Genomic DNA, 21,550 nt, shown 5'->3' with positions numbered 1-21,550 from the left:
CGGACGTCATGTGACGACGCAGTTCATGATCACGGAGGTAACCCATGGCCATCACCACGAGCTTCTCACTCCCCGGATACAACTGGCGAAAAGGCAAACGCGCTTGGGACAAGCACACGTGGTTGTACGTGTCCGTCCTCATCGCCGTCGTGCTGGGCGCCGCAGTGGGACTGATCTGGCCGGAGTTCGCGCAGAGCCTCGAACCGCTCGGCAAGGGATTCGTGTCGCTGATCAAGATGATGATCGCGCCGATCATCTTCTGCACGATCGTCGTCGGGGTCGGATCCATCGCCAAGGCGGCGACAGTGGGGAAGATCGGCGGGCTTGCGCTGGTGTACTTCATGCTGATGTCGACGTTCGCCCTGGCGATCGGTCTGGTCGTGGGGAACATCATCCACCCGGGCACCGGTCTGGACATGGCCGGTGCGTCCTATGACGCGACCACCACGGAGGCGAAGTCCACGCAGGACTTCATCCTCGGCATCATCCCCACCACGTTCTTCTCGGCCTTCACGGGTGAGAGCGTGCTGCAGGTGCTCTTCATCGCGCTGCTCGTCGGATTCACCGTGCAGGGACTCGGCGAGAAGGGCGCGCCGATCATGGCCGCGGTGAAGCACCTTCAGGTGCTGGTGTTCCGCATCCTCGGCATGATCCTGTGGCTCGCGCCGATCGGTGCGTTCGGTGCGATCGCCGCTGTCGTCGGCAAGACCGGCATCGCGGCGATCTGGGGACTGGGCCTGCTGATGGTCGCGTTCTACATCACCTGCATCGTGTTCATCATCGGTGTGCTCGGCACGCTGCTGTACGCGGTGACGCGACTGAACATCTTCCAGCTCATCAAGTACCTGGGCCGCGAGTACCTGCTCATCGTCGGCACGTCGTCGTCGGAGTCGGCGCTCCCGCGGCTCATCGCGAAGATGGAGCATGTCGGGGTGTCCAAGCCGGTCGTGGGGATCACGGTGCCGACCGGGTACTCGTTCAACCTCGACGGCACGGCGATCTATCTGACGATGGCGTCCCTGTTCATCGCGGCGGGCATGGGGCAGCCCATGTCGATCGGCGAGCAGATCGGACTGCTGCTGTTCATGATCATCGCGAGCAAGGGGGCCGCAGGCGTCACCGGTGCGGGCCTCGCCACTCTCGCCGGGGGTCTGCAGGCGTACCGCCCCGACCTCGTCGACGGGGTCGGCGTGATCGTGGGCATCGACCGCTTCATGTCCGAGGGCCGCGCTCTCACCAACTTCACCGGCAACGCCGTGGCCACTCTGCTCATCGGAACCTGGACCAAGCAGATCGATCCGGCGCGAGCGCGGCGCGTGCTCGGCGGGGGCGAGCCGTTCGACGAGTCGATGCTGGACGGTTCGTCCCACGACGGGATGTCCACCGCGACGGATGCTGTCGGCACTCAGGGCCTGGAAGAAGCGGCCGTTGCAGAACTGGCGGCGAAGGAGACCAGGGCCAAGGCGCGCGCGCAACGCTGAACCCGAGCGTCCGCAAGAGGAAGAGGGCCATCCCGATCGGGGGTGGCCCTCTTGGTGGTCATCCGCTCTTGCGTCGGAACTCACGTCGCGTCTGCGGGGCATTCGCCGCGTGGACGGCGGAGTCGCCGTCCAGATGCGATTCACCGTTGCGGTGATGTGCGTTCTTCTTCTCGAGCGCTTCCTTGAACTTGCGCTTCATCTCCTCGGACGAGGAGGTTGCGCCTTCTTCGGTGCTCATGACGCCAGCCTAGCCGGACGGCAGACGAGTCGCGACAGGATTTCGTCGGCGCGCACGCCTGCGGATGAGCAGATCGATCAGCGCGCCGAGTCCGATGGCGACGACCACGGATATCAGCACCGACACGATCGGCGCGTCAGGGAGGATCGCAGCGAACAGGGCGCCGATCGCGGCCTGGTACGTCGCCCACCCCGTGGCCGCGAGCGCGACCAATCCCAGATAGCGGGGGAACGGGATCCGGGTCGCGCCGGCGACGAGGTTGATCGCGAGTCGCGCGAAGGGGATGAACCTCGCGGTGAACAGCACGACCGCCGTTCCCGCCTCCAGTCGGCCCCGCGCCCACCGCTGCGCGCGCTGCAGACGCTCGGTGCGCATCCATCGCCACCTGTCGAGCCCCACCCATCGGCCGATCCCGTAGCAGAGCAGATCCCCGCAGGCAGCGGCGACGGCTGCGCACAGGATCACCGTCCACAGCGGCGGCGTCCCGGTGGAGGTCGAGAGCGCACCCAGCGCGGTGACCGCTATCTCGCCGGGCACGATCACGAAGAACGCATCGCCGAAGACCAGCAGGCCCATCACCACGAGGGACCATGGGCCGGTCACCGCATCAGCGAGCGCTTCCGGAATCACGCGTCAACTCTGCGCGCCGAAGGTGAACGGAAACGGAATCGGGGACAGCCGGTGAAGGTCAGTCATGCAACAGGTGAACACTCGGGTACAGGGCCCGCCGTTGTCGGATGCGTGTGACCCGTGGCGTCATCCTGAGATCGTGAGAGTCGCAATCGTGACCGAATCCTTCCTGCCGCACATGAACGGCGTGACAGGGTCTGTGCTGCAGATCCTGCGCCACCTCGAGCGCAACGGCCACGAGGCCCACGTGATCGCGCCTGACGCTGTCGGCATCCCCTCCCGGGTGCACGGCGCCCCGATCGAGCCGGTGGCGAGCCTGGCACTGCCCGGCTATCGCAACGTCAGGATCGGCGCCGCGACCACTCGGCGCGTCGCGGCGTCACTGGAACGATTCCGCCCCGATGTGGTGCACCTCGCGTCACCGTTCGCGCTGGGATGGCGTGGTGCGCTCGCCGCATCCAGTCGCGGCATACCCGCTGTCGCCGCGTATCAGACCGACATCGCCGCCTACACGGAGCGCTACCGGCTCCCCGCGACCACGACGTTCGCGCGCAACCACATCGTCCGCCTGCACCGCCGGGCGACCCTCACGCTCGTCCCCTCGACCGAATCCGAGCATCAGCTGACCGGGCTCGGCGTCGACCGCATCCGCCGCTGGGGGCGAGGAGTGGACGCTGAACGCTTCCACCCTTCGCGTCGCGACGAGAGTTGGCAGCGGTGCATGACGAAAGAGGTCATCGTCGGCTACGTCGGACGGCTGGCGGCAGAGAAGCAGGTCGAAGACCTCGCCGTGTTGCAGCAGGTGCCCGGCGTGCGCCTCGTCATCGTCGGAGACGGGCCGTCGAGGGCGCGCCTTCAGGCGGAGATGCCGGATGCCGTGTTCCTCGGCCATCTCGACGGCGATGCCCTCGCACAGGCGATCGCGTCGTTCGACATCTTCGTGCACCCGGGGGAGAGCGAGACGTTCGGGCAGACTCTGCAGGAAGCCCACGCGAGTGGCGTGCCGATCGTCGCGACGGGGCGGGGCGGCCCACTCGATCTGGTGCGGATGGGCATCGACGGATGGCTGTACCGGCCGGGGGACCTGGATGACCTTCGCATGCGGGTGGCCGATCTCGCTGGCGACGGTCGCAAGCGCCGTGCATTCGGGGTCGCCGGCCGGGCCGCCGTCGAGGGACGCAGCTGGCAGGCGGTGTGCGGCCAGCTGCTCGGGCACTTCGAAGAGGCCCGCGGGCTGCACGGTCTCGATCGGCAACTGCGCAGCGCGCGCGTCCGCAGGCCGGAGCCCGCGCCGCCGACGGCGGGGCGACGCTGGCAGCGCTACGTCGCGCTCGGCGACTCGTTGACCGAGGGACTCTGCGACCCAGCGCCCGACGGCGCGCTGCGCGGGTGGGCAGATCGCATGGCGCTCCTGCTGGCTGCCCGCGGCGGCCTGCACTATGCGAATCTCGCCGTGCGATCCCGGAGGGTGCGCGATGTGTCCGGGGAGCAGCTCACCAAGGCGCGCGAGCTGCGGCCCGACCTCGTGTCGATCCTGATCGGTGCCAACGATCTCGTGAAATCCCACGCCGACGTCCCTGCGCTCGCCGCACAGGTCGAGCAAGTGGTGCAGACACTCCGCGACGACGGGGCGGACGTGCTGCTCGTGACACCGTTCCTGCCCGACCGGAGGGCCGCGCGGCTGTTCACCCGCAGATTCGCCGACTTCGCCAGTCGGCTGGCCGGTGTCGCGGAGCGCACGGGAGCGATGCTCATCGACACCGATCTGCACCCGGAGCTCTCGTCCAGGCCGAACTGGGGCGAGGACCTGGTGCATCTCAGCAGCCGCGGACACCGTTTCCTCGCCTATCAGGCAGGAGAGATGCTCGGTGTGCCGCACGCAGACACCCTCGGCGCGCTGGATCAGGTGCTGCACGACATCGATGCCACGACCCGAGCCGCGTGGTGGCAGCACCACGCCCTGCCCTGGGTATGGCGGCGTCTGCGTGGTCGGGTGGCCGGCGACGGACGTGTGGCCAAGCACGACGACTATGTCTACATCGGCCGTTCGTCGTCGATGCGGAGCGTCGAAGTCCATTGAGGCGCCCAGGTCATCCGCGAATTCTGCATGCGCTGGTAGGCTGGGACCGGACTGCTGTGTGCAGTTCGCGCGCCGTGTTGTGCGCGCTGACGTATGATCTCGCCCGTCACACGGACGGACGAGTCTAAACAAAGAAGGAGAGACCTCTTGGAAGGTCCTGAAATCACTGCCGCCGAGGCCGTTCTTGACAACGGCCGCTTCGGCACCCGCACCATCCGCTTCGAAACCGGCCGCCTCGCTCAGCAGGCGCAGGGTTCGGTTGCGGCCTACCTCGACGGGGAGACGATGATCCTCTCCGCCACCAGCGCGGGCAAGCACCCTCGCGAAGGATTCGACTTCTTCCCGCTGACCGTCGACGTCGAAGAGCGTTCGTATGCAGCAGGCAAGATCCCCGGCTCGTTCTTCCGCCGCGAGGGCCGTCCCTCGACCGAGGCCATCCTGGTCTGCCGTCTGATCGACCGTCCGCTTCGTCCGTCGTTCGTCGACGGCCTCCGCAACGAGGTCCAGGTCGTCATCACTGTGCTGTCGATCGCTCCCGGTGAGTACTACGACGCTCTGGCGATCAACGCGGCTTCCGCGTCGACCCAGATCTCGGGTCTGCCGTTCTCCGGCCCCATCGCCGGTGTGCGCCTCGCGCTCATCCCCGGCCAGGGCGAGAACGCCGACCAGTGGGTCGCGTTCCCGAACCAGGCTCAGGTCGAAGAGGCCGTGTTCGACCTGATGGTCGCCGGTCGGGTCGTCAAGAAGTCGGACGGCTCAGAAGACGTCGCGATCATGATGGTCGAGGCCGAAGCCACCGAGAACAGCTGGAACCTCATCAAGGGCGGCGCGGTCAAGCCGAACGAGGAGGTCGTCGCCGGTGGCCTCGAAGCCGCCAAGCCGTTCCTCAAGCAGCTCGTCGAGGCGCAGGCCGAGATGGCTTCGCACTCCTCGAAGGCTCCTGGCGTCTACCCGGTCTTCCCGGCGTACGAGCAGGCAACCTACGACTTCATCGCCGCATCCGCGACGGCTGATCTCGAGAAGGTCTACCTGATCGCCGACAAGATCGAGCGTCAGAGCGCCGATGACCAGGTCAAGGACCGCGTCAAGGCCGAGGTCGCCACCGCCGTCGAGGCCGGAACCCTTCCTGCTTCCGCCGCCGGTGAGGTCTCGGGCGCATACAAGTCGCTGACGAAGAAGATCGTGCGCGGTCGCGTGCTGTCCGAGGGTGTCCGCATGGACGGCCGTGGACTTGCCGACATCCGCCCGCTGGACGCAGAGGTGCAGGTCATCCCGCGGGTGCACGGTTCCGCGATCTTCCAGCGCGGCGAAACCCAGATCATGGGTGTCACCACGCTGAACATGCTCAAGATGGAGCAGCAGATCGACTCGCTGTCCCCGACGACTTCCAAGCGCTACATGCACCACTACAACTTCCCGCCCTACTCGACCGGTGAGACCGGCCGAGTCGGGTCGCCGAAGCGTCGCGAGATCGGGCACGGCTTCCTGGCCGAGCGTGCGATCGCGCCTGTGCTGCCCAGCCGCGAGGAGTTCCCGTACGCGATCCGTCAGGTGTCCGAGGCGCTCGGCTCCAACGGCTCGACGTCGATGGGCTCTGTCTGCGCCTCGACCCTGTCGCTGCTGAACGCGGGTGTGCCGCTGCGCGCAGCCGTCGCCGGCATCGCGATGGGCCTCGTCTCCGACGAGGTCGACGGCCAGACGCGCTACGCCGCCCTGACCGACATCCTCGGCGCGGAAGACGCACTGGGCGACATGGACTTCAAGGTCGCGGGTACCAGCGAGTTCATCACTGCCATCCAGCTCGACACCAAGCTCGACGGACTCCCGTCCGACGTGCTCACCGGTGCGCTGACGCAGGCGAAGGACGCGCGTCTGACGATCCTCGGTGTTCTGAACGCCGCGATCGACGCTCCTGACGAGATGGCGCCCACCGCGCCGCGCGTCATCAGCGTGCAGATCCCCGTCGACAAGATCGGCGAGCTGATCGGCCCGAAGGGCAAGACGATCAACGCGATCCAGGACGAGACCGGTGCGCAGATCTCCATCGAGGAGGACGGCACCGTCTACATCGGCGCAACCGACGGTCCCTCGGCCGAGGCTGCTCGTGCCCAGGTCAACGCGATCGCCAACCCCACCAACCCGGAGATCGGCGAGCAGTTCCTCGGAACTGTCGTGAAGATCGCATCGTTCGGTGCCTTCATCTCGCTGCTGCCCGGCAAGGACGGACTGCTCCACGTCACCGAGGTGCGCAAGCTCGCCGGTGGCAAGCGCGTCGAGAACGTCGACGACGTGCTCTCGGTCGGCCAGAAGATCCTCGTGAAGATCACGAAGATCGACGACCGCGGCAAGCTGTCGCTCGAGCCCGTCCTCGACGACGCAGCCGCTGAGGCACCGGTCGCCGAAGCCGCGCCCGAGGCGGAGACCGCCGAGGCGTAAGCCACACGGAAAGGCCCGGATTCCGCTCCACGTGAGCGGGATCCGGGCCTTCTTCGTATCTGATGTGATCGAAACGTTATGCAAAGTTTGCCGAGCGTTACCGCCAATGGTCGGAGTCGTCTCCGGCGTCGCTTACTCTCGAGATACGCACCGGGGGGTGCACACAGATCACGCAGTTCGTAGCTACAGGACATGTGCGGGGGTGATGAGGATGCGATTGTTCAGCGCAGACGCTGCTGATCAGCAGGCGAGCCTGCAGGAGCATTCGCTCGTGCATCCGTCCGCCCCGATCCCCGTGGTCGGTCCAGGGGTCGGCGAGGGCATCCGCGTACCGCTCGGCGAGACAGGCCTGGAGACGTTCCCGCTCATGCTGGGAGCGGCCGAGTTCGGTTGGAACGTCGACCTCGAGACGAGCCATGCGATCCTCGATCGCTACGTGGAGTTCGGTGGCAACGCGATCCACACGGCAGACGGCTTCTCCGGCGGTCGCAGCGAGCACATCATCGGGCAGTGGCTGCGTTCGCGCGGGCATCGGGAGCGCACGCTGCTGAGCGTGCGTATCGGCTCGCACGCGGACAACCCGGGCCTCGGCTCGGTGAACCTCGTGCGTGCGGTCGAAGGTTCGCTCACCAGACTCGGGGCGGAGCAGATCGATGTGCTGCACCTCGATGCGACTCTCGATCAGCAGACGAATCTGGAAGACACGCTGGCCACGGTCGAGTGGTTGCGCGACGCGGGCAAGATCAGCGCGGTCGGCGCCTTCGGCTTCGCGCCTGAGCGACTGGTCGAGGCACGCATCCTCGCAGCCGCGGGATATCCGCGCATCGAAGTGCTCGACGAGCCCTACAACCTGATCCGGCGACAGACATTCGAGGGCGACCTCCGACTGGTGGCCGGCGCGCAGAGCCTGGCCGTGACTCCCTCTCACGCGCTGGAGCACGGTTTCCTCTCCGGCAGGCACCGCAGCAAGGCGCTGATGTCGCAGGGCGTGCGTGGGGAGCAGCTGCGCGGACACCTGAACCGTCGCGGCATCCGGATCCTCCGCGCGCTCGACCAGGTGGCGACCGAGATCTCGGCCCCAGTGGCTGCCGTCTCGATCGCCTGGCTGCTCGCGCAGCGCACGATCGCCGCTCCCATCGTCAACACGTTCGCGACGCAGCACGTCGAGGAGCTCATGCAGGGCGCCGGCATCACCCTGTCGCGCACGCAGATCGCCGACCTGACGCGCGCCGGGAACTGACGCGCGTCGATTCGTAGCCGCTTGTCACAGGGGTGACATAGGGTGGAATGACGCCTGGGCGAAAGCCAACGACGACGAAGCGAGTGGGTCTTGACGCATTACCTATACCTGGTCAGACATGGTGAACAGCAGGACGCGGAACACGGACTCGATGACGGACCCCTCTCGCCTCGGGGCGTTCGTCAGGCGGAGCTGATCGCCGACCGGCTCTCCGGTCTCCCTTTGGATGCGGTGTGGCATTCTCCTCTGATCCGCGCGACGGAGACGGCTCGGACGATCGCAGAGCGTTTGCCGGCGGTGACTCCGAAGCCCTCGGCACTGCTGTTCGACTGCGTGCCGACGGGTATGACAGACGAGACCCCGGCGGCGTACGAGCCGTTCTTCGGATCGGTGACGGATGCGGAGATCGAGGCGGGCAGCGCTCAGATGGCAGACGCCGTGAACGAGTTCCTCATTCGCAAGCAGGGCGATGTGCACGAAGTGCTCATCACGCACAACTTCGTGATCTCGTGGTTCATCCGCGAGGTGCTCGGTGCACCGGCGTGGCGATGGATGACGATGAACCAGGCCAACGGCGGACTCAGCATCATCGCGCAGAAGCAGGGCCGTCCGTGGACGATGCTCACTCACAACGATCTCGCGCACCTGCCGGTCGAGCTTCGCACCGGCCTGCCCGACCCGATGCCGGTGTGAGCTGCCTCGAGCTTCAGAGCATCTTGCTGTACCAGCGCGTCGCGTTCCGGTTGTCGTTGTAGGCGTCGATCTGCGCGAAGCCGCTCCTGGCGTACAGACCGCCTGCGGCCTCGAGCGTGTGGTGCGTGTCGAGCACGAGCTCCGCAGCATCCCACTCGCGGGCGCGGCGTTCGAGTTCGCCCAGGATCGCACGCCCCCACCCCTGGCCTCGCGTCTCCGGCTTGAGGAAGAGGTGCTTCACCTCGTAGCGGATGCCGGCATCGCCGTCGTCGAGACGTCGGATGCCGCCGCAGCCCACCGGTGCGCCTTCAGGCCCGGCCAGCAGGAAGACGCCCGCCGGCGGCTCGAACGCCTCTGGTCTCGGGAACACCGTGGTGTACGAACCTCCGGGAAACTCCTCTGCGCGCAGCGCGAAGTACTCGGCGAGGATCGCATGGGATTCGGCTGTCGCGGGTGAGGCCGGGCGCAACTCGAGCATGGACTCAACGCTACCCGCCGCGCCGTGCCCGAGTGTCACTCGGCGATCAGTCGCTGAATAGACTGGAGGCATGACCAAGCAGGTGGCACTCGTCGGTGGAACCGGCAGACTCGGCACGATCATCGGCCAGGTGATCGACGAGCTCGAGGGCTTCGAAGTCGTTCGCGTGCTCACCTCGTCCAGCGACCTGGCAGAGCTCGATGGAGCGGACCTCGTCGTGGACGCGTCGACGCCGCAGGTGAGCATCGACGTCGTGCGCGCAGCAGTCGAGCGCGGCATCAACGTCCTGGTCGGCACCTCCGGCTGGTCCGCTGAGCGCATCGCACTCATGCGTCCGCTGGTCGACGCAGCGGAGACCGGTGCCGTCTTCATCCCGAACTTCTCGCTCGGCTCAGTCCTGGGCTCCGCTTTGGCGGCTGCCGCGGCACCCTTCTTCCCTTCGGCGGAGATCATCGAGGCGCATCGCGACACCAAGACCGATTCGCCGAGCGGCACCGCAGTGCGCACCGCAGAGCTCATCGCCGCCGCGCGCGCGGATCTGGGCCCCGTCAACGCCCCGCACGCGGACCAGCGTGCCCGTGGGCAGCAGGTCGCCAGCGTGCCGATCCACTCGCTCCGACGCCCCGGCGTGATCGCTCGCCAGGACATCGTCCTCTCCGGCGCAGGTGAGTCGCTCACGTTCACGCACGACACGGTGGATTCCGCTGAGGCCTATGCGCCAGGCATCCGGCTCGCCGTCCCGTTCGCGCTCGACGCGCGCGGCGTGTTCGTCGGGCTCGAGAACATGATCGACATCGGGATCCAGGCCCGATCGTGATGACGCGCATCGGGGTCGTCCTCATCGGGGCGGCGCTGATCCTCTACTTCGTGCTCATGGGGCAGAAGGCGATCCTGTTGATCGCGAGCGGGGAACCGGTCGGCGTCGCCATGGGGGTCGCCCTGATCGTGCTTCCGCTGATCGGGGTCTGGGCACTCGCGCGCGAGATCCAGTTCGGCATTCAGGCGGAGCGGCTGGGGACGAGACTCGACTCCGAGGGCGGGATGCCGGCGGCGGAGACAGACCTCACTCCGAGTGGTCGCATCGCGAAGGGCGACGCCGAACCGCTGATCCAGCGCTATACGGCCGAGGCGGATGCCGCCGACGACGATTGGCGAGCGCGTTACCGACTCGGCGTCGTCCAGGATGCGGCGGGCCGCCGCAAAGACGCTCGTGCGAGCATCCGTGCGGCGATCCGCCTCGCCAAGCAGAAGGCTTGAGCGGAGCTCGTCAGGCGAGCGTCGCCTCGAGGGTGATGTCGATGCTGGCGAGCGCCTGAGACACCGGGCAGCCGGTCTTCGCGCCCTCGGCGATCTCCTGGAACTTCTCCGGTGTCAGACCCGGAACGGACGCGTTCACGTTGAGATGGCTGCCGGTGATGCCGACGCCGGGCTTGAACGTGACGGATGCCGTCGTGTTGACGCGCTCCGGCGGGGTGCCGTTGTCAGCCAGGGCGTTGGAGAGCGCCATGCTGAAGCACGACGAGTGCGCGGCGGCGATGAGCTCTTCCGGCGTGGTCGTCGTGTCGGAGCCCTCGCTGCGGGCCTTCCAGTTGATCGGGAAGGTTCCGAGATTCGAGGAGGAGAAGGCGACGTTGCCTGAACCCTCCATCAGGGAACCGTTCCAGGTGGTGGTGGCTTCACTGGTCACAGGCATGGTTCCTCCAAGGTTCGTGGCGGGGTGTGCGGCCAGCCTATCGACCAGGAGCCCGGTGGGGAACCTTCGGCTCAGGCGGCAGCCGCTCTGCCGATGATGCCTGCTCGCTGAAGGACCAGGTAGATCTGGCAGCCGAGGCAGAAGTCGAACACGGCGTTGAGGAACGCGGCGATGAACGCCGCACCCGCCGAGACGGGCAGCGCCCATGGCACGCCGGCCAGGTGCAGTCCCAGACCGATGCCGACGACGAAGAGGCCGACGCCCTGCGCGAAGCGAGGCGGGCGCGGATCCTCCAACTCGGTCGGGGGAGTGAGTCGCGGCCGCACGGCGCGACGGTACAGCACGCCCCAGGGGGCGGTGCGCGGCGAGAGCACGCCCCACAGGAAGAGCAGCGCGATCACGACGAGGAGCAGGAAGCCGGGATCAAGGGCACGCTGTGCCAGTGCTGAGGCCGGAAGCGCCCAGCCGCTGGTGTCGGGCACGAAGACGGCGTCAGCGAGCGGCTGGTACGCGAACCAGGTGGCGTCCGCCCGTGCCGTGGAGATCCCGATCAGGCTCAGCACCAGAGCGATCAGCAAGAGCGTCGCGGTGATGGAGGCGGCGAAGCGCGGCCCTCGTGGGTCGATGCCGGCGGGCGCGGTCATGCCTGCTCCTGAGGTTGAAGGGTGAGAACGTTCGCCAGCGCATCTTCGATCGTGCTTCGTTGCGGAACTCCGCCCCAGCGCGAGAGCACCGTCCCGGATGCGTCGACGAGGAAGGTCGTCGGCGTCTGCAGCACGTGATAGCGAGTCGCGAGGTCGTTGCGATTCGTGAGATCGATCTCGACGCGTTCGACGCCGGGGTGCTCGTCTGCGATCTGGCCGAGCAGTCGCCGCACCTGCGGGCACCGAGCGCAGAATTCGGTGCTGAACTGCACCAGCGTCGCCGTCTCCGCGAGCGATCGCCCGCTGAGATCCTCCGATCGGACCGCGAGGTGTCCGCCGGAGCGCCGCCGACCGTCCTGCGCGCGCACGATGAGTCCGCCGGCGATCGCAAGCGCGACGACGGCGCCGGTGATCAGGAGCGCGATGGAGACGGGCATTCCATGAGAATATGCCGCCCGGCCACGGCTGCGGCGGATATGACGGAGGATGACGCACGACCCTCGCGACGGCATCCGCCTGCGTTGCCTGCGAGCCGGGTATCGTGGCAGATATGAGCGCAGCCGTCCCCACGCCGTACGAAGATCTGCTCCGCGAAGTGCTCGAGAGCGGCACGCACAAGGACGACCGAACAGGCACTGGCACGACCAGCGTGTTCGGCCGTCAGATCCGCTTCGATCTGTCGAAGGGCTTCCCTCTCATCACGACCAAGCGCGTGCACTTCAAGTCGATCGCGTACGAGCTGCTGTGGTTCCTGCGCGGCGAATCGAATGTCAAGTGGCTGCAGGACAACGGCGTCACGATCTGGGACGAGTGGGCGGATGCCGACGGCGATCTCGGACCGGTGTACGGCGTGCAGTGGCGCTCGTGGCCGACGCCGGACGGCGGCCACATCGACCAGCTGTCGCAGGTGATCGAACAGATCAGGGCCACTCCCGATTCGCGGCGCCTCATCGTCTCCGCCTGGAATCCGGCAGACATCCCCGACATGGCTCTGGCACCCTGCCACGCCCTGTTCCAGTTCTACGTCGCCGACGGCAGACTGTCGTGCCAGCTCTATCAGCGCAGCGCCGACATGTTCCTCGGCGTGCCGTTCAACATCGCCAGTTACGCGCTGCTGACCATGATGATCGCTCAGCAGGTCGGCCTGGAACCGGGCGACTTCGTCTGGACCGGCGGCGACTGCCATGTGTACGACAACCACGTCGAGCAGGTGCGCGAGCAGCTCACCCGCGAGCCGTACCCGTATCCGACGCTCAGCTTCGCGCGGAAGCCCGAGTCGATCCTCGATTACGACTTCTCGGACTTCGTCGTCGAGGACTACCAGCACCACCCGCCGATCCGCGCGGCGGTGGCGGTGTGAACGCGGTGCCTCTGGAGCTCCCGTGGGTCGGTCTGATCTGGGCCGAGGCAGCGGGCGGTGTGATCGGCGCATCGGGCGGTATGCCGTGGCATGTGCCGGAAGACCTCGCTCACTTCAAGGAGATCACTCTCAGCGCTCCCGTCGTGATGGGACGCAAGACCTGGGACTCACTTCCGGAGCGCTTCCGTCCGCTGCCCGATCGCGACAACGTCGTCATCACGCGCCAGCAGGACTGGACGGCAGACGGAGCGCGTCGCGCGGCTGATGCGGCTGACGCCGTTCGAGGCCTGGACAAGGTCTGGATCATCGGCGGCGCGGAGATCTTCGCACAGGTGATCGCCCACGCGGATCGGCTGGAGGTCACCGAACTCGATCTCGAGGTCGACGGAGACGCCTACGCGCCCTCCAAGGAGGGCTGGCGTCTCGTCGATGAGGGGGAGTGGCAGACCTCGCGCACCGGCATCCGATTCCGCTTCCTCGGATACGAGCGCTGATGCCCACCGCGCTGATCACGGGTGCCAGCGCGGGCCTCGGTGCGGAGTTCGCTCACCAGCTCGCCGAGCGCGGTGCTGACCTCGTGCTCGTGGCCCGTTCTCAGGACGCGCTGGACACGTTCGCCGCTGAGCTGCGAGCGGCCTACGGTGTCGTCGTCGAAGTCGTCACGGCGGATCTGGTCGTCGAGGACGACGTGAAGCGAGTGGCCGCGCGGATCTCGGCGCCGGAGCATCCGATCGACCTGCTCGTGAACAATGCCGGTTTCGGGTTGCCGCTCCAGTTCGCCGACAACGACATCGAGGACGAGGTGCGCCATCTGCGCATCCACGTCGAAGCTCCGATGAGGCTCATGCATGCCGCTCTCGGCACGATGCGCGGCCGCGGCGGGCGCATCATCAACGTCGCCTCGGTGGCGGGTTTCATCTCGCGCTCGACCTATTCGGCATGCAAGCAGTGGCTCATCGGGTTCAGCCGGTGGGCGAACTCCGAGTACGCATCGGACGGCGTGACGGTGACGGCCGTGTGCCCCGGCTTCACGCACACGACGTTCCACGAGCGCATGGGCCTGCAGAAGGGCCATGAGGGCATTCCGGAGATCGGCTGGTTGCAGGCGCGCGACGTGGTGCGGGAAGGGCTGAGCGCGGCCTCCCGCGGCCAGGCCGTGTGCGTTCCGTCGCTGAGGTACAAGCTCGTCGTGGCGGTCACCAAGGTGCTGCCGTCATCCCTCACCGCGCGCGCAGCCAGGCGCGGACGAGTCTGAGCAAGGCCCGAGAGCGGGACCGATCAGCCGAAGCGGCCGAGGTGGATACCCGCATATGCGAGTGCGGCAACCGTCTCGCCATCGCTGATCCGGCCGTCCGCGACCATCGTGATCGCTTCGGCGAACGGCACCCAAGAGACTTCGTCGATGCCCTCCTCCTCGCGGGCCTCGCCTTCGGCGTCATGCAGTCCGCGGGCGAGGAAGACGTGCTCGGGTGCGACGGTCACACCGTTCAGGGCATTCATCGTGCCGATCATGCGCCACTCGTCGGCGCGCATCCCGGTCTCCTCGAGCAGTTCTCGCTGTGCCGCGGTCAGGGGGTCCTCACCGTCGCTGCCACCGGCGGGAACCTCGATGGATCGCCCGACCGTGTAGCGGTCGAGGGACACCAGGCACACCCGCTCGTGCTCATCGAGGGCGACGATGAAGACCGCGGGATGGCGCAGCGTCACAACACCGTAGACGCCGGCGCCTGCGGGGCCGGTCACCGCGTCCTCGCGAACCGAGATCCATGCGTTCTCGTACATGATTCGGGAGTCATCGGTCCGCCACGTCATGCCCAGGAGCCTATCCGGCGCGATGCGACGGGACGCGAACCGATACGCTGGAGCAATGACGCACTCGGGCAATCCTTTCGGACAGGTTCTCGTCGCGCTCGTCACTCCGATGACGGCCGACGGCGAAGTCGACTGGCCCGCCGTCGAGAAGCACATGGATGACGTCATCACCGCGGGTGCGGACGGCATCGTCGTGACGGGAACGACCGGCGAGACCTCGACCCTCACGGACCCCGAGAAGCTCAAGCTCGTCGAGGTCGGCAAGTCAGTGGCTGCCGGACGCGCCAAGATCATCACAGGTGGCGGCTCGAACGAGACCGCGCACGCGATCGAGCTGTACAAGGCCAGCGAGAAGGCCGGCGCGGACGGCATCATGATCGTCACGCCCTACTACAACAAGCCGACACAGGCCGGAATCCTCACGCATTTCCGCCTCGTCGCTGATGCCACCGGCCTCCCGGTCATCCTGTACGACATCCCCGGCCGCACCGGAGTGCCGATCAAGTACGAGACCATCCTGCGTCTCGCCAAGCACCCCAACATCCTCGCCGTGAAGGACGCCAAGGGCGACTTCAGCGAGGTCAGCCGCGTGCTGAACCAGACCGATCTGATGTACTTCTCCGGCGATGACGCCAACGCGCTGCCGCACCTCGCGATCGGGGCCACCGGACTGGTCGGCGTCACCGCGAACATCACGGCGACGCCGTACCGCACCATCGTGGATGCCGTGAACCGCGGTGATCTCGCGGCCGCGACCGCCGAGCACAAGCGTCTCGAGCCGCTCGTGCGAGCCACCATGACCCACGTGCCCGGCACGGTGTCGGCGAAGTACATCCTGCACGGCCTCGGCCGTATCTCCAGCCCCCGCGTCCGCCTGCCCCTGGTGGGGCCGGAGGAGTGGGAAGCCGCGCTCATCGAAGACGAGCTCGCCCTCGTCACCGATGTGCCAGGCGCCGATTTCTCGAACTTCCGCCCCGACCGCAACGCGGCCGCCGGCGGCGCGTTGCCGAAGGTGCATGGCACGACGCGCTGAGACTACGGGCGCGTCGCGCGCCCATAAGCACGAACGGGCACGACGAGTGTCCGACTGAGGAGACATCAATGTCCATTCCCATCTCCGTCCCCGCACCGCTCGCCGAAGGCGCGCTCCGTGTCATCCCTCTGGGTGGTCTCGGCGAGATCGGTCGCAACATGACGACCTTCGAGTACGACGGCAAGATCCTGATCGTCGACTGCGGCGTGCTGTTCCCCGAGGAGCACCAGCCGGGCGTCGACCTGATCCTTCCGGACTTCGAGCCGATCAAGGACCGCCTCGACGACATCGTCGGTGTCGTGCTCACGCACGGCCACGAGGACCACATCGGCGCCGTGCCCTATCTGCTGCGTCTGAAGAGCGACATCCCGCTGATCGGATCGGGCCTCACGCTGGCGCTCGTGGAGGCGAAGCTCAAGGAGCACCGCATCCGACCGTTCACGCTCACCGTGAAGGAGTGCCAGGAAGAGAAGGTCGGCCCCTTCGATCTCGAGTTCGTCGCGGTCAACCACTCCATCCCCGATGCCCTGGCCGTCGCCATCCGCACCCCGGCCGGTATGGCGCTGGCGACCGGCGACTTCAAGATGGATCAGCTGCCACTCGACGGTCGCATCACCGACCTGCGCGCGTTCTCCCGCCTCGGCGAAGAGGGCGTCGACCTGTTCCTCGTCGACTCCACGAACGCCGACGTACCCGGATTCACACCCACAGAGCGTTCGATCGGCCCGGTGCTGGATCAGGTGATCGCGAAGGCGCCGCGCCGCGTCATCGTCGCCAGCTTCTCGAGCCACGTGCACCGCGTCCAGCAGGTTCTGGACGCCGCGCACGCCAACGGTCGCCGCGTCGCGCTACTCGGGCGCAGCATGGTGCGCAACATGACGATCGCCGCCGATCTCGGTTACCTCAAGGTGCCGGAGAACGTGCTGATCGACTACAAGAAGGCCCGCGACCTTCCCGACGAGAAGATCGTCTACATGTCCACCGGCTCGCAGGGCGAGCCGATGGCGGTGCTGAGCCGCATGGCCAACCTCGACCACGCGATCGAAGTGGGCGAGGGCGACACGGTCATCCTCGCCTCCAGCCTGATCCCCGGCAACGAGAACGCCGTATACCGCGTGATCGACGGACTCACCAAGCTCGGCGCGAACGTCGTGCACAAGGCCAACGCCAAGGTGCACGTCTCAGGGCACGCAGCAGCGGGCGAACTGCTGTACTGCTACAACATCCTGCGACCGAAGAACGTGCTGCCCGTGCACGGCGAATACCGTCACCTGGTGGCGAACGCCAAGCTCGCACAGGACACGGGTATTCCCGAGGCGAACACGATCCTCGCGTCCAACGGCACGATCATCGACCTCAAGGACGGCCGGACGACCATCGCCGGTCAGCTCGACATCGGCTTCGTGTACGTCGACGGCTCGACCGTCGGTGAGATCACGGATGCCGATCTCAAGGACCGTCGCATCCTCGGTGAGGAGGGCTTCGTCTCGATCATCATCGTGGTGGATGCCGCGACCGGACGCATCATCACCGGACCGGAGATCCACGCCCGTGGCATCGCCGAGGACGACTCGGTCTTCGACGACGTGGTCCCGAAGATCGTGGCGGCGCTCAAGGAGGCCTCCGGCAACGGCGTGCGCGACACCCACGCGCTCTCCCAGGTGGTTCGGCGCACGATCGGTCGCTGGGTGAATCAGAAGCTCCGCCGCCGTCCGATGATCGTCCCGCTCGTCATCGAGGCGTAGGTCATTCGGCGGGAAAGCCGCGTCATTACGCGGCTTGTCGGCGCCTCGCCGTAGGCTTTCACCATGGCCAGGAGCACCACCAAGACCTCGCGCGCGTCCGAGAAGTCTCCCGCGCGCTCGAAGGCGCAGACGGCCCCTACCAAGAAGCTGCCGGCGACCCCGAAGAAGTACATCGACGATGTCGACAGGCCCCCGGTCGCCGTGCGCGCCTGGCTCGGCCTGGCGCACGGCGTCGGTGGGCTCTTCCGCGCCTTCGGGCCAGAGGCGCTCGAGAAGGACCAGCGGCGCGACGGGTTCCCGTTGTTCCTGGTGCTGCTGGCGTGCCTGGGCGCGGTCACCGAGTGGTTCTTCATCGGCAACGAGATCGCTCAGAACATCAGCGCCTACTCGGTGGGCGGTCTGATCGGTCGTACCGCCTTCCTGATGCCGGTGCTGCTGCTGATCCTCGCGGGCTGGCTGTTCCGGCATCCCTCGTCAGTGCACGACAACGGACGCATCGGGATCGGCTTCGGCCTGTTCGTGCTCACGATCGCCGGAATCTGCCACGTCGCGGGCGGGCAGCCGGAGCCGAAATCGGGTATGCCGGCACTCAGCGCGGCCGGGGGACTCTTCGGCTGGATGCTGGGGGAGCCGCTGTCGTATCTCACCGACATCGTCGCCTACATCGTGCTGGGGCTGCTGGCCGCGCTCAGCATCCTGATCATCACCAAGACCCCGCCGAACCGCATCGGCGCGAGGCTCGGAGACCTGTACGCCTGGATGTTCGGCGCGGAGCGCGTCGAGAAGCCCGCTGTCGACGAGAAGGCCGCCGCAGACAAGGGGGAGGGCTCGTTCGACGAGGACGACGATCCGAACGTCCTCCCGTGGTGGCGCCGGAACAAGACCGGTCGCGAAGAGGATCCCGACGAGGGGATCGGCTCGCAGGACCTCACCGAGCTGCTGTCGCCGAATGACGGGCCGGTCGACAACACCGCCTATGACCAGGCTGTCATCGTCGCCGACCCCGCGGATGCCGCCACCGAGGTGCTCACCGACGTGCAGAGCGTGATGGACAAGCTCGGCGCCCAGGGGAGCACCGCACTGCTCGACGACTCCGGCGACACTGGCGAGCAGCCAGAGCTGCCAGGACTTTCCGGCTTCGGGACCGACGGTCCGGGAGAGCGCGGTCTGCAGGCTCCGAGCGCTCCGTACTCCCTGCCGTCGCCCGGCGTGCTCAGCGCCGGTCCACCCTCGGTCGCCCGCTCCGAGGCGAACGACAAGATCGTCGAGCAGATCACGAGCGTGCTCTCGCAGTTCAAGATCGACGCCAAGGTGACCGGATTCTCGCGCGGACCGACGGTCACGCAGTACGAGGTCGAGGTGGGCCACGGGGTCAAGGTCGAGAAGATCACGCAGCTGAGCAACAACATCGCTTATGCGGTGGCGTCGAACGATGTTCGCATCCTCTCGCCGATCCCCGGCAAGAGCGCGATCGGCATCGAGATCCCGAACACCGACCGCGAGACGGTCGCCCTCGGTGACGTCATCCGCTCCGCGGCTGCGCACAAGAGCACTCATCCGCTGACGGTCGGCGTCGGCAAGGACGTCGGCGGAAACTTCGTCGTCGCGAACCTCGCGAAGATGCCGCACCTGCTGGTCGCCGGATCCACCGGATCCGGTAAGTCGAGCTTCGTCAACTCGATGATCACCAGCCTGCTGATGCGGGCGCGTCCGTCCGACGTGCGCATGGTGCTGATCGACCCCAAGCGCGTCGAGCTCACGAGCTACGCCGGTGTGCCGCACCTGATCACGCCCATCATCACCAACCCGAAGAAGGCCGCAGAGGCACTCCAGTGGGTGGTGAAGGAGATGGACATGCGGTACGACGACCTGGCGTCGTTCGGATTCCGCCACATCGACGACTTCAACAAGGCCGTGCGCGCCGGTGAGGTCGAGGTTCCCCTCGGCAGCGAACGCGTGCTCAAGCCGTACCCGTACCTGCTGGTCGTCGTCGACGAGCTCGCAGACCTCATGATGGTCGCCCCTCGTGACGTCGAGGACTCGATCGTGCGCATCACGCAGCTCGCCCGTGCCTCCGGCATCCACCTAGTGCTCGCGACCCAGCGTCCGAGCGTCGACGTCGTCACCGGTCTGATCAAGGCCAATGTGCCCTCGCGTCTCGCCTTCGCGGTGACCAGCGTCACCGACAGCCGCGTCATCCTCGACAGCCCCGGCGCCGACAAGCTGATCGGCCAGGGCGATGCGCTCTTCTCGCCGATGGGCTCATCCAAGCCGTTCCGACTGCAGGGCGCGTGGGTCGAGGAGAGCGAGATCGACGCGGTGGTCAAGCACGTCACTGCTCAGGCTCGGCCCGAGTACCGGGTGGATGTGCAGGAGGCGCTGGAGCCGACCAGGAAGAAGGAAGTCGACGAGGACATCGGCGACGACCTCGAGGTGCTGCTCGCCGCCGCAGAGCTCGTCGTCTCGTCCCAGTTCGGCTCGACCTCGATGCTGCAGCGCAAACTGCGCGTCGGCTTCGCGAAGGCCGGGCGTCTGATGGATCTCCTCGAGTCCCGCGAGATCGTCGGCCCGTCCGAGGGCTCGAAGGCGCGCGATGTGCTTGTGACGGCCGAGCAGTTGCCGGACGTCATGGCGAAACTGCGCGGCGATGACCCTCCGGCCGCTGCGCCGGCACCCTCGCCGGCTGCGGCGCAGCCAGGACCCGCTCACGACCCGATCGAAGAGCAGTTCCGCGGACTGCCCGTGGTCGATGAGGACGATGCCGGCGAAGACGCCTGGGGATTGACGGGTCGCGACTGATGGCGATTCCGCGGCAGTTGCCGAACGCGATCACGATCGCACGGATCCCGCTCGCCGTGGTCTTCTTCGTCCTGCTGCTCCTCGGCGGGACGTACGGCCTCGACGACCTCGTGATCCGCTGGATCGCCGGTGTCCTGTTCATCGTGGCCATCTCGACGGACTGGGTCGACGGATATCTCGCCCGCAAGTACGACATCGTCAGCGACTTCGGAAAGCTCTGGGATCCGATCGCCGACAAGCTGCTCACCGGCGCAGGCTTCGTCGGACTCGCGATCCTCGCCGAATGGCCCTGGTGGATCGTCATCATCATCCTCATCCGTGAATGGGGCATCACGATCCATCGCTTCATAGTCGCCAGCAGCCACATCGTGGCCGCCGCGTGGTTGGGGAAGGTCAAGACCGCGGTGCAGGGCATCGCGCTCGGCTGGTGGCTGCTGCCTCTTCACCAGCTGATCGGCATGGACTGGTGGATCGGCGTCGGCATCGTGCTGATGTACGTGACACTTGCGCTCACCGTCGTCAGCGGAGTCGACTACGTGCTCTCACAGGTGCGCGGATCGCGCGCCGACAGATCATGACCGCGGCGGCGGAGCTGGTGGCCGCGCTCACCGCCCGCGGATGGACACTGGGAATCGCCGAATCGCTCACCGGCGGGGCGCTGGCGGCCGAGATCGTGTCGGTGCCCGGTGCATCGGCGACCCTGCTCGGAGGGGTCGTCGCATACGCGACGCCCGTGAAGGCCTCGCTGCTCGGAGTGGATGCCGCGCTGCTCGAGGAGCACGGGCCGGTTCATCCGCTCGTCGCGGAGCAGATGGCCGGTGGCGTGCGCGATGCCGTGAGCGTCGCAGGCAGATCAGCGGACGTGGGTCTGTCCACGACGGGGATCGCCGGTCCGGATTCGCCTGACGGGCAACCGGTGGGAACCGTGCACATCGGCATCGCCACGCCCATGCGCGTGCGTGCGTTCTCGCTGCGGCTCGATGGCGATCGCGCATCGATCAGAGCTCAGACCGTGGATGCGGCGATCGAGAAGCTGCTCGAAGAGATGGGGGAATAGCACACCGCCCATGATCGTTGTGAGAAGTGTGGCGATGGAAGATGTGCTCACAACGAAAGCACAGCGTGAAACGGTAGTTTTTTATTCAGAGAGTCGGGTTAGACTGGCGATCCGTTCGGAGCACGCTCCGA

General features: G+C 67.0%; 22 protein-coding genes. 15 read left to right on the top strand and 7 right to left on the bottom strand.

What is annotated here, in order from left to right; all coding sequences use genetic code 11:
* The first annotated feature begins 44 nt into the window (after positions 1–44).
* Positions 45–1,481, top strand: coding sequence for a cation:dicarboxylate symporter family transporter (locus tag J1M43_RS09930; RefSeq protein ID WP_206476585.1), 1,437 nt, complete (start codon positions 45–47; stop codon positions 1,479–1,481).
* A 58-nt stretch (positions 1,482–1,539) separates the two neighbouring features.
* On the opposite strand, the gene J1M43_RS09925 is transcribed toward J1M43_RS09930, so the two are convergent.
* Positions 1,540–1,719, bottom strand: a complete 180-nt coding sequence (locus J1M43_RS09925; RefSeq protein ID WP_033104610.1) for a DUF5302 domain-containing protein — start codon at positions 1,717–1,719, stop codon at positions 1,540–1,542.
* 9 nt (positions 1,720–1,728) lie between these two features.
* The gene (locus tag J1M43_RS09920) at positions 1,729–2,349 is read right to left on the bottom strand and encodes a DedA family protein (protein WP_052166645.1); all 621 of its coding nucleotides are present in this window, start codon (positions 2,347–2,349) and stop codon (positions 1,729–1,731) included.
* A 154-nt stretch (positions 2,350–2,503) separates the two neighbouring features.
* Here J1M43_RS09920 and J1M43_RS09915 point away from each other — a divergent pair, with 154 nt between their 5' ends.
* The 4 genes from J1M43_RS09915 (at position 2,504) to J1M43_RS09900 (ending at position 8,798) form a co-directional block, all read left to right on the top strand.
* Entirely contained in the window at positions 2,504–4,429 is a 1,926-nt protein-coding gene (locus J1M43_RS09915; protein ID WP_234000164.1) for a GDSL-type esterase/lipase family protein, read from the top strand.
* Between the two features lie 147 nt (positions 4,430–4,576).
* Positions 4,577–6,865 (top strand): polyribonucleotide nucleotidyltransferase, encoded by a 2,289-nt coding sequence (locus tag J1M43_RS09910; protein ID WP_033104608.1) that lies wholly within the window; start codon positions 4,577–4,579, stop codon positions 6,863–6,865.
* A 211-nt stretch (positions 6,866–7,076) separates the two neighbouring features.
* Positions 7,077–8,105 (top strand): aldo/keto reductase, encoded by a 1,029-nt coding sequence (locus J1M43_RS09905; protein ID WP_206476584.1) that lies wholly within the window; start codon positions 7,077–7,079, stop codon positions 8,103–8,105.
* Between the two features lie 90 nt (positions 8,106–8,195).
* Entirely contained in the window at positions 8,196–8,798 is a 603-nt protein-coding gene (locus tag J1M43_RS09900; protein ID WP_033104607.1) for a histidine phosphatase family protein, read from the top strand.
* Positions 8,799–8,811: 13 nt separating this feature from the next.
* Here J1M43_RS09900 and J1M43_RS09895 read toward each other — a convergent pair whose 3' ends face one another.
* A complete protein-coding gene (locus tag J1M43_RS09895; protein ID WP_206476583.1) occupies positions 8,812–9,276 on the bottom strand; it encodes a GNAT family N-acetyltransferase in 465 nt (154 codons plus the stop codon).
* Between the two features lie 70 nt (positions 9,277–9,346).
* Between J1M43_RS09895 and dapB the strand changes: the two genes are divergently transcribed.
* Both dapB and J1M43_RS09885 read left to right on the top strand, forming a co-directional pair.
* Entirely contained in the window at positions 9,347–10,093 is a 747-nt protein-coding gene (gene dapB, locus J1M43_RS09890) for a 4-hydroxy-tetrahydrodipicolinate reductase (RefSeq protein WP_206476582.1), read from the top strand.
* On the top strand, positions 10,093–10,533 hold the full coding sequence (locus J1M43_RS09885; protein WP_206476581.1) for a hypothetical protein: 441 nt from the start codon (positions 10,093–10,095) through the stop codon (positions 10,531–10,533). The genes dapB and J1M43_RS09885 overlap by 1 nt, the downstream gene beginning before the upstream one ends.
* 10 nt (positions 10,534–10,543) lie before the next feature.
* Here the strand turns inward: J1M43_RS09885 and J1M43_RS09880 are convergent, their stop codons facing one another.
* The 3 genes from J1M43_RS09880 to J1M43_RS09870 form a co-directional block, all read right to left on the bottom strand.
* On the bottom strand, positions 10,544–10,969 hold the full coding sequence (locus tag J1M43_RS09880) for an OsmC family peroxiredoxin (protein ID WP_206476580.1): 426 nt from the start codon (positions 10,967–10,969) through the stop codon (positions 10,544–10,546).
* Between the two features lie 71 nt (positions 10,970–11,040).
* Positions 11,041–11,613 (bottom strand): DUF4395 domain-containing protein, encoded by a 573-nt coding sequence (locus tag J1M43_RS09875; protein ID WP_206476579.1) that lies wholly within the window; start codon positions 11,611–11,613, stop codon positions 11,041–11,043.
* Positions 11,610–12,050, bottom strand: a complete 441-nt coding sequence (locus tag J1M43_RS09870) for a thioredoxin family protein (RefSeq protein WP_033104601.1) — start codon at positions 12,048–12,050, stop codon at positions 11,610–11,612. Before J1M43_RS09870 ends, J1M43_RS09875 begins: the two co-directional genes overlap by 4 nt.
* A 113-nt stretch (positions 12,051–12,163) precedes the next feature.
* On the opposite strand from J1M43_RS09870, the gene J1M43_RS09865 reads away from it, so the two are divergent.
* From J1M43_RS09865 to J1M43_RS09855, 3 genes are all read left to right on the top strand, one after another.
* On the top strand, positions 12,164–12,973 hold the full coding sequence (locus J1M43_RS09865) for a thymidylate synthase (RefSeq protein WP_206476578.1): 810 nt from the start codon (positions 12,164–12,166) through the stop codon (positions 12,971–12,973).
* Between the two features lie 80 nt (positions 12,974–13,053).
* Positions 13,054–13,467, top strand: a complete 414-nt coding sequence (locus J1M43_RS09860; RefSeq protein ID WP_234000296.1) for a dihydrofolate reductase — start codon at positions 13,054–13,056, stop codon at positions 13,465–13,467.
* Positions 13,467–14,228, top strand: a complete 762-nt coding sequence (locus J1M43_RS09855; protein ID WP_033104599.1) for an SDR family oxidoreductase — start codon at positions 13,467–13,469, stop codon at positions 14,226–14,228. Before J1M43_RS09860 ends, J1M43_RS09855 begins: the two co-directional genes overlap by 1 nt.
* Before the next feature lie 23 nt (positions 14,229–14,251).
* Here the strand turns inward: J1M43_RS09855 and J1M43_RS09850 are convergent, their stop codons facing one another.
* A complete protein-coding gene (locus J1M43_RS09850) occupies positions 14,252–14,785 on the bottom strand; it encodes an NUDIX domain-containing protein (RefSeq protein WP_206476577.1) in 534 nt (177 codons plus the stop codon).
* Positions 14,786–14,840: 55 nt separating this feature from the next.
* Here J1M43_RS09850 and dapA point away from each other — a divergent pair, with 55 nt between their 5' ends.
* The 5 genes from dapA to J1M43_RS09825 all read left to right on the top strand — a co-directional run bounded on the left by dapA (position 14,841) and on the right by J1M43_RS09825 (position 21,419).
* A complete protein-coding gene (dapA, locus tag J1M43_RS09845) occupies positions 14,841–15,818 on the top strand; it encodes a 4-hydroxy-tetrahydrodipicolinate synthase (protein ID WP_206476576.1) in 978 nt (325 codons plus the stop codon).
* A 68-nt stretch (positions 15,819–15,886) separates the two neighbouring features.
* Positions 15,887–17,563, top strand: coding sequence for a ribonuclease J (locus tag J1M43_RS09840; protein WP_206476575.1), 1,677 nt, complete (start codon positions 15,887–15,889; stop codon positions 17,561–17,563).
* A gap of 63 nt (positions 17,564–17,626) precedes the next feature.
* Positions 17,627–20,362, top strand: a complete 2,736-nt coding sequence (locus J1M43_RS09835; protein WP_206476574.1) for a DNA translocase FtsK — start codon at positions 17,627–17,629, stop codon at positions 20,360–20,362.
* A complete protein-coding gene (gene pgsA, locus J1M43_RS09830; protein ID WP_206476573.1) occupies positions 20,362–20,940 on the top strand; it encodes a CDP-diacylglycerol--glycerol-3-phosphate 3-phosphatidyltransferase in 579 nt (192 codons plus the stop codon). Before J1M43_RS09835 ends, pgsA begins: the two co-directional genes overlap by 1 nt.
* Positions 20,937–21,419: a CinA family protein gene (locus J1M43_RS09825; protein ID WP_206476572.1), complete on the top strand. Its 483-nt coding sequence runs from the start codon at positions 20,937–20,939 to the stop codon at positions 21,417–21,419. The genes pgsA and J1M43_RS09825 overlap by 4 nt, the downstream gene beginning before the upstream one ends.
* Positions 21,420–21,550 lie beyond the last annotated feature (131 nt).

The organism is Microbacterium sp. KRD172 (assembly GCF_017168295.1).
Taxonomy (GTDB): domain Bacteria; phylum Actinomycetota; class Actinomycetes; order Actinomycetales; family Microbacteriaceae; genus Microbacterium; species Microbacterium profundi.
This window is presented reverse-complemented; position numbering and strand designations above follow the sequence as displayed.

Bases quoted from the DNA above. Each gene is read 5' to 3' on its own strand.
- J1M43_RS09930 (WP_206476585.1), top strand. From the start codon at position 45: ATGGCCATCACCACGAGCTTCTCACTCCCCGGATACAACTGGCGAAAA.
- J1M43_RS09880 (WP_206476580.1), bottom strand. From the start codon at position 10,969: ATGCCTGTGACCAGTGAAGCCACCACCACCTGGAACGGTTCCCTGATG.
- J1M43_RS09825 (WP_206476572.1), top strand. From the start codon at position 20,937: ATGACCGCGGCGGCGGAGCTGGTGGCCGCGCTCACCGCCCGCGGATGG.
- J1M43_RS09905 (WP_206476584.1), top strand. From the start codon at position 7,077: ATGCGATTGTTCAGCGCAGACGCTGCTGATCAGCAGGCGAGCCTGCAG.
- J1M43_RS09840 (WP_206476575.1), top strand. From the start codon at position 15,887: ATGTCCATTCCCATCTCCGTCCCCGCACCGCTCGCCGAAGGCGCGCTC.
- J1M43_RS09835 (WP_206476574.1), top strand. From the start codon at position 17,627: ATGGCCAGGAGCACCACCAAGACCTCGCGCGCGTCCGAGAAGTCTCCC.
- J1M43_RS09885 (WP_206476581.1), top strand. From the start codon at position 10,093: ATGACGCGCATCGGGGTCGTCCTCATCGGGGCGGCGCTGATCCTCTAC.
- pgsA (WP_206476573.1), top strand. From the start codon at position 20,362: ATGGCGATTCCGCGGCAGTTGCCGAACGCGATCACGATCGCACGGATC.
- J1M43_RS09875 (WP_206476579.1), bottom strand. From the start codon at position 11,613: ATGACCGCGCCCGCCGGCATCGACCCACGAGGGCCGCGCTTCGCCGCC.
- J1M43_RS09925 (WP_033104610.1), bottom strand. From the start codon at position 1,719: ATGAGCACCGAAGAAGGCGCAACCTCCTCGTCCGAGGAGATGAAGCGC.
- J1M43_RS09860 (WP_234000296.1), top strand. From the start codon at position 13,054: ATGCCGTGGCATGTGCCGGAAGACCTCGCTCACTTCAAGGAGATCACT.
- J1M43_RS09850 (WP_206476577.1), bottom strand. From the start codon at position 14,785: ATGACGTGGCGGACCGATGACTCCCGAATCATGTACGAGAACGCATGG.
- J1M43_RS09895 (WP_206476583.1), bottom strand. From the start codon at position 9,276: ATGCTCGAGTTGCGCCCGGCCTCACCCGCGACAGCCGAATCCCATGCG.
- J1M43_RS09855 (WP_033104599.1), top strand. From the start codon at position 13,467: ATGCCCACCGCGCTGATCACGGGTGCCAGCGCGGGCCTCGGTGCGGAG.
- J1M43_RS09865 (WP_206476578.1), top strand. From the start codon at position 12,164: ATGAGCGCAGCCGTCCCCACGCCGTACGAAGATCTGCTCCGCGAAGTG.
- J1M43_RS09870 (WP_033104601.1), bottom strand. From the start codon at position 12,050: ATGCCCGTCTCCATCGCGCTCCTGATCACCGGCGCCGTCGTCGCGCTT.
- dapA (WP_206476576.1), top strand. From the start codon at position 14,841: ATGACGCACTCGGGCAATCCTTTCGGACAGGTTCTCGTCGCGCTCGTC.
- dapB (WP_206476582.1), top strand. From the start codon at position 9,347: ATGACCAAGCAGGTGGCACTCGTCGGTGGAACCGGCAGACTCGGCACG.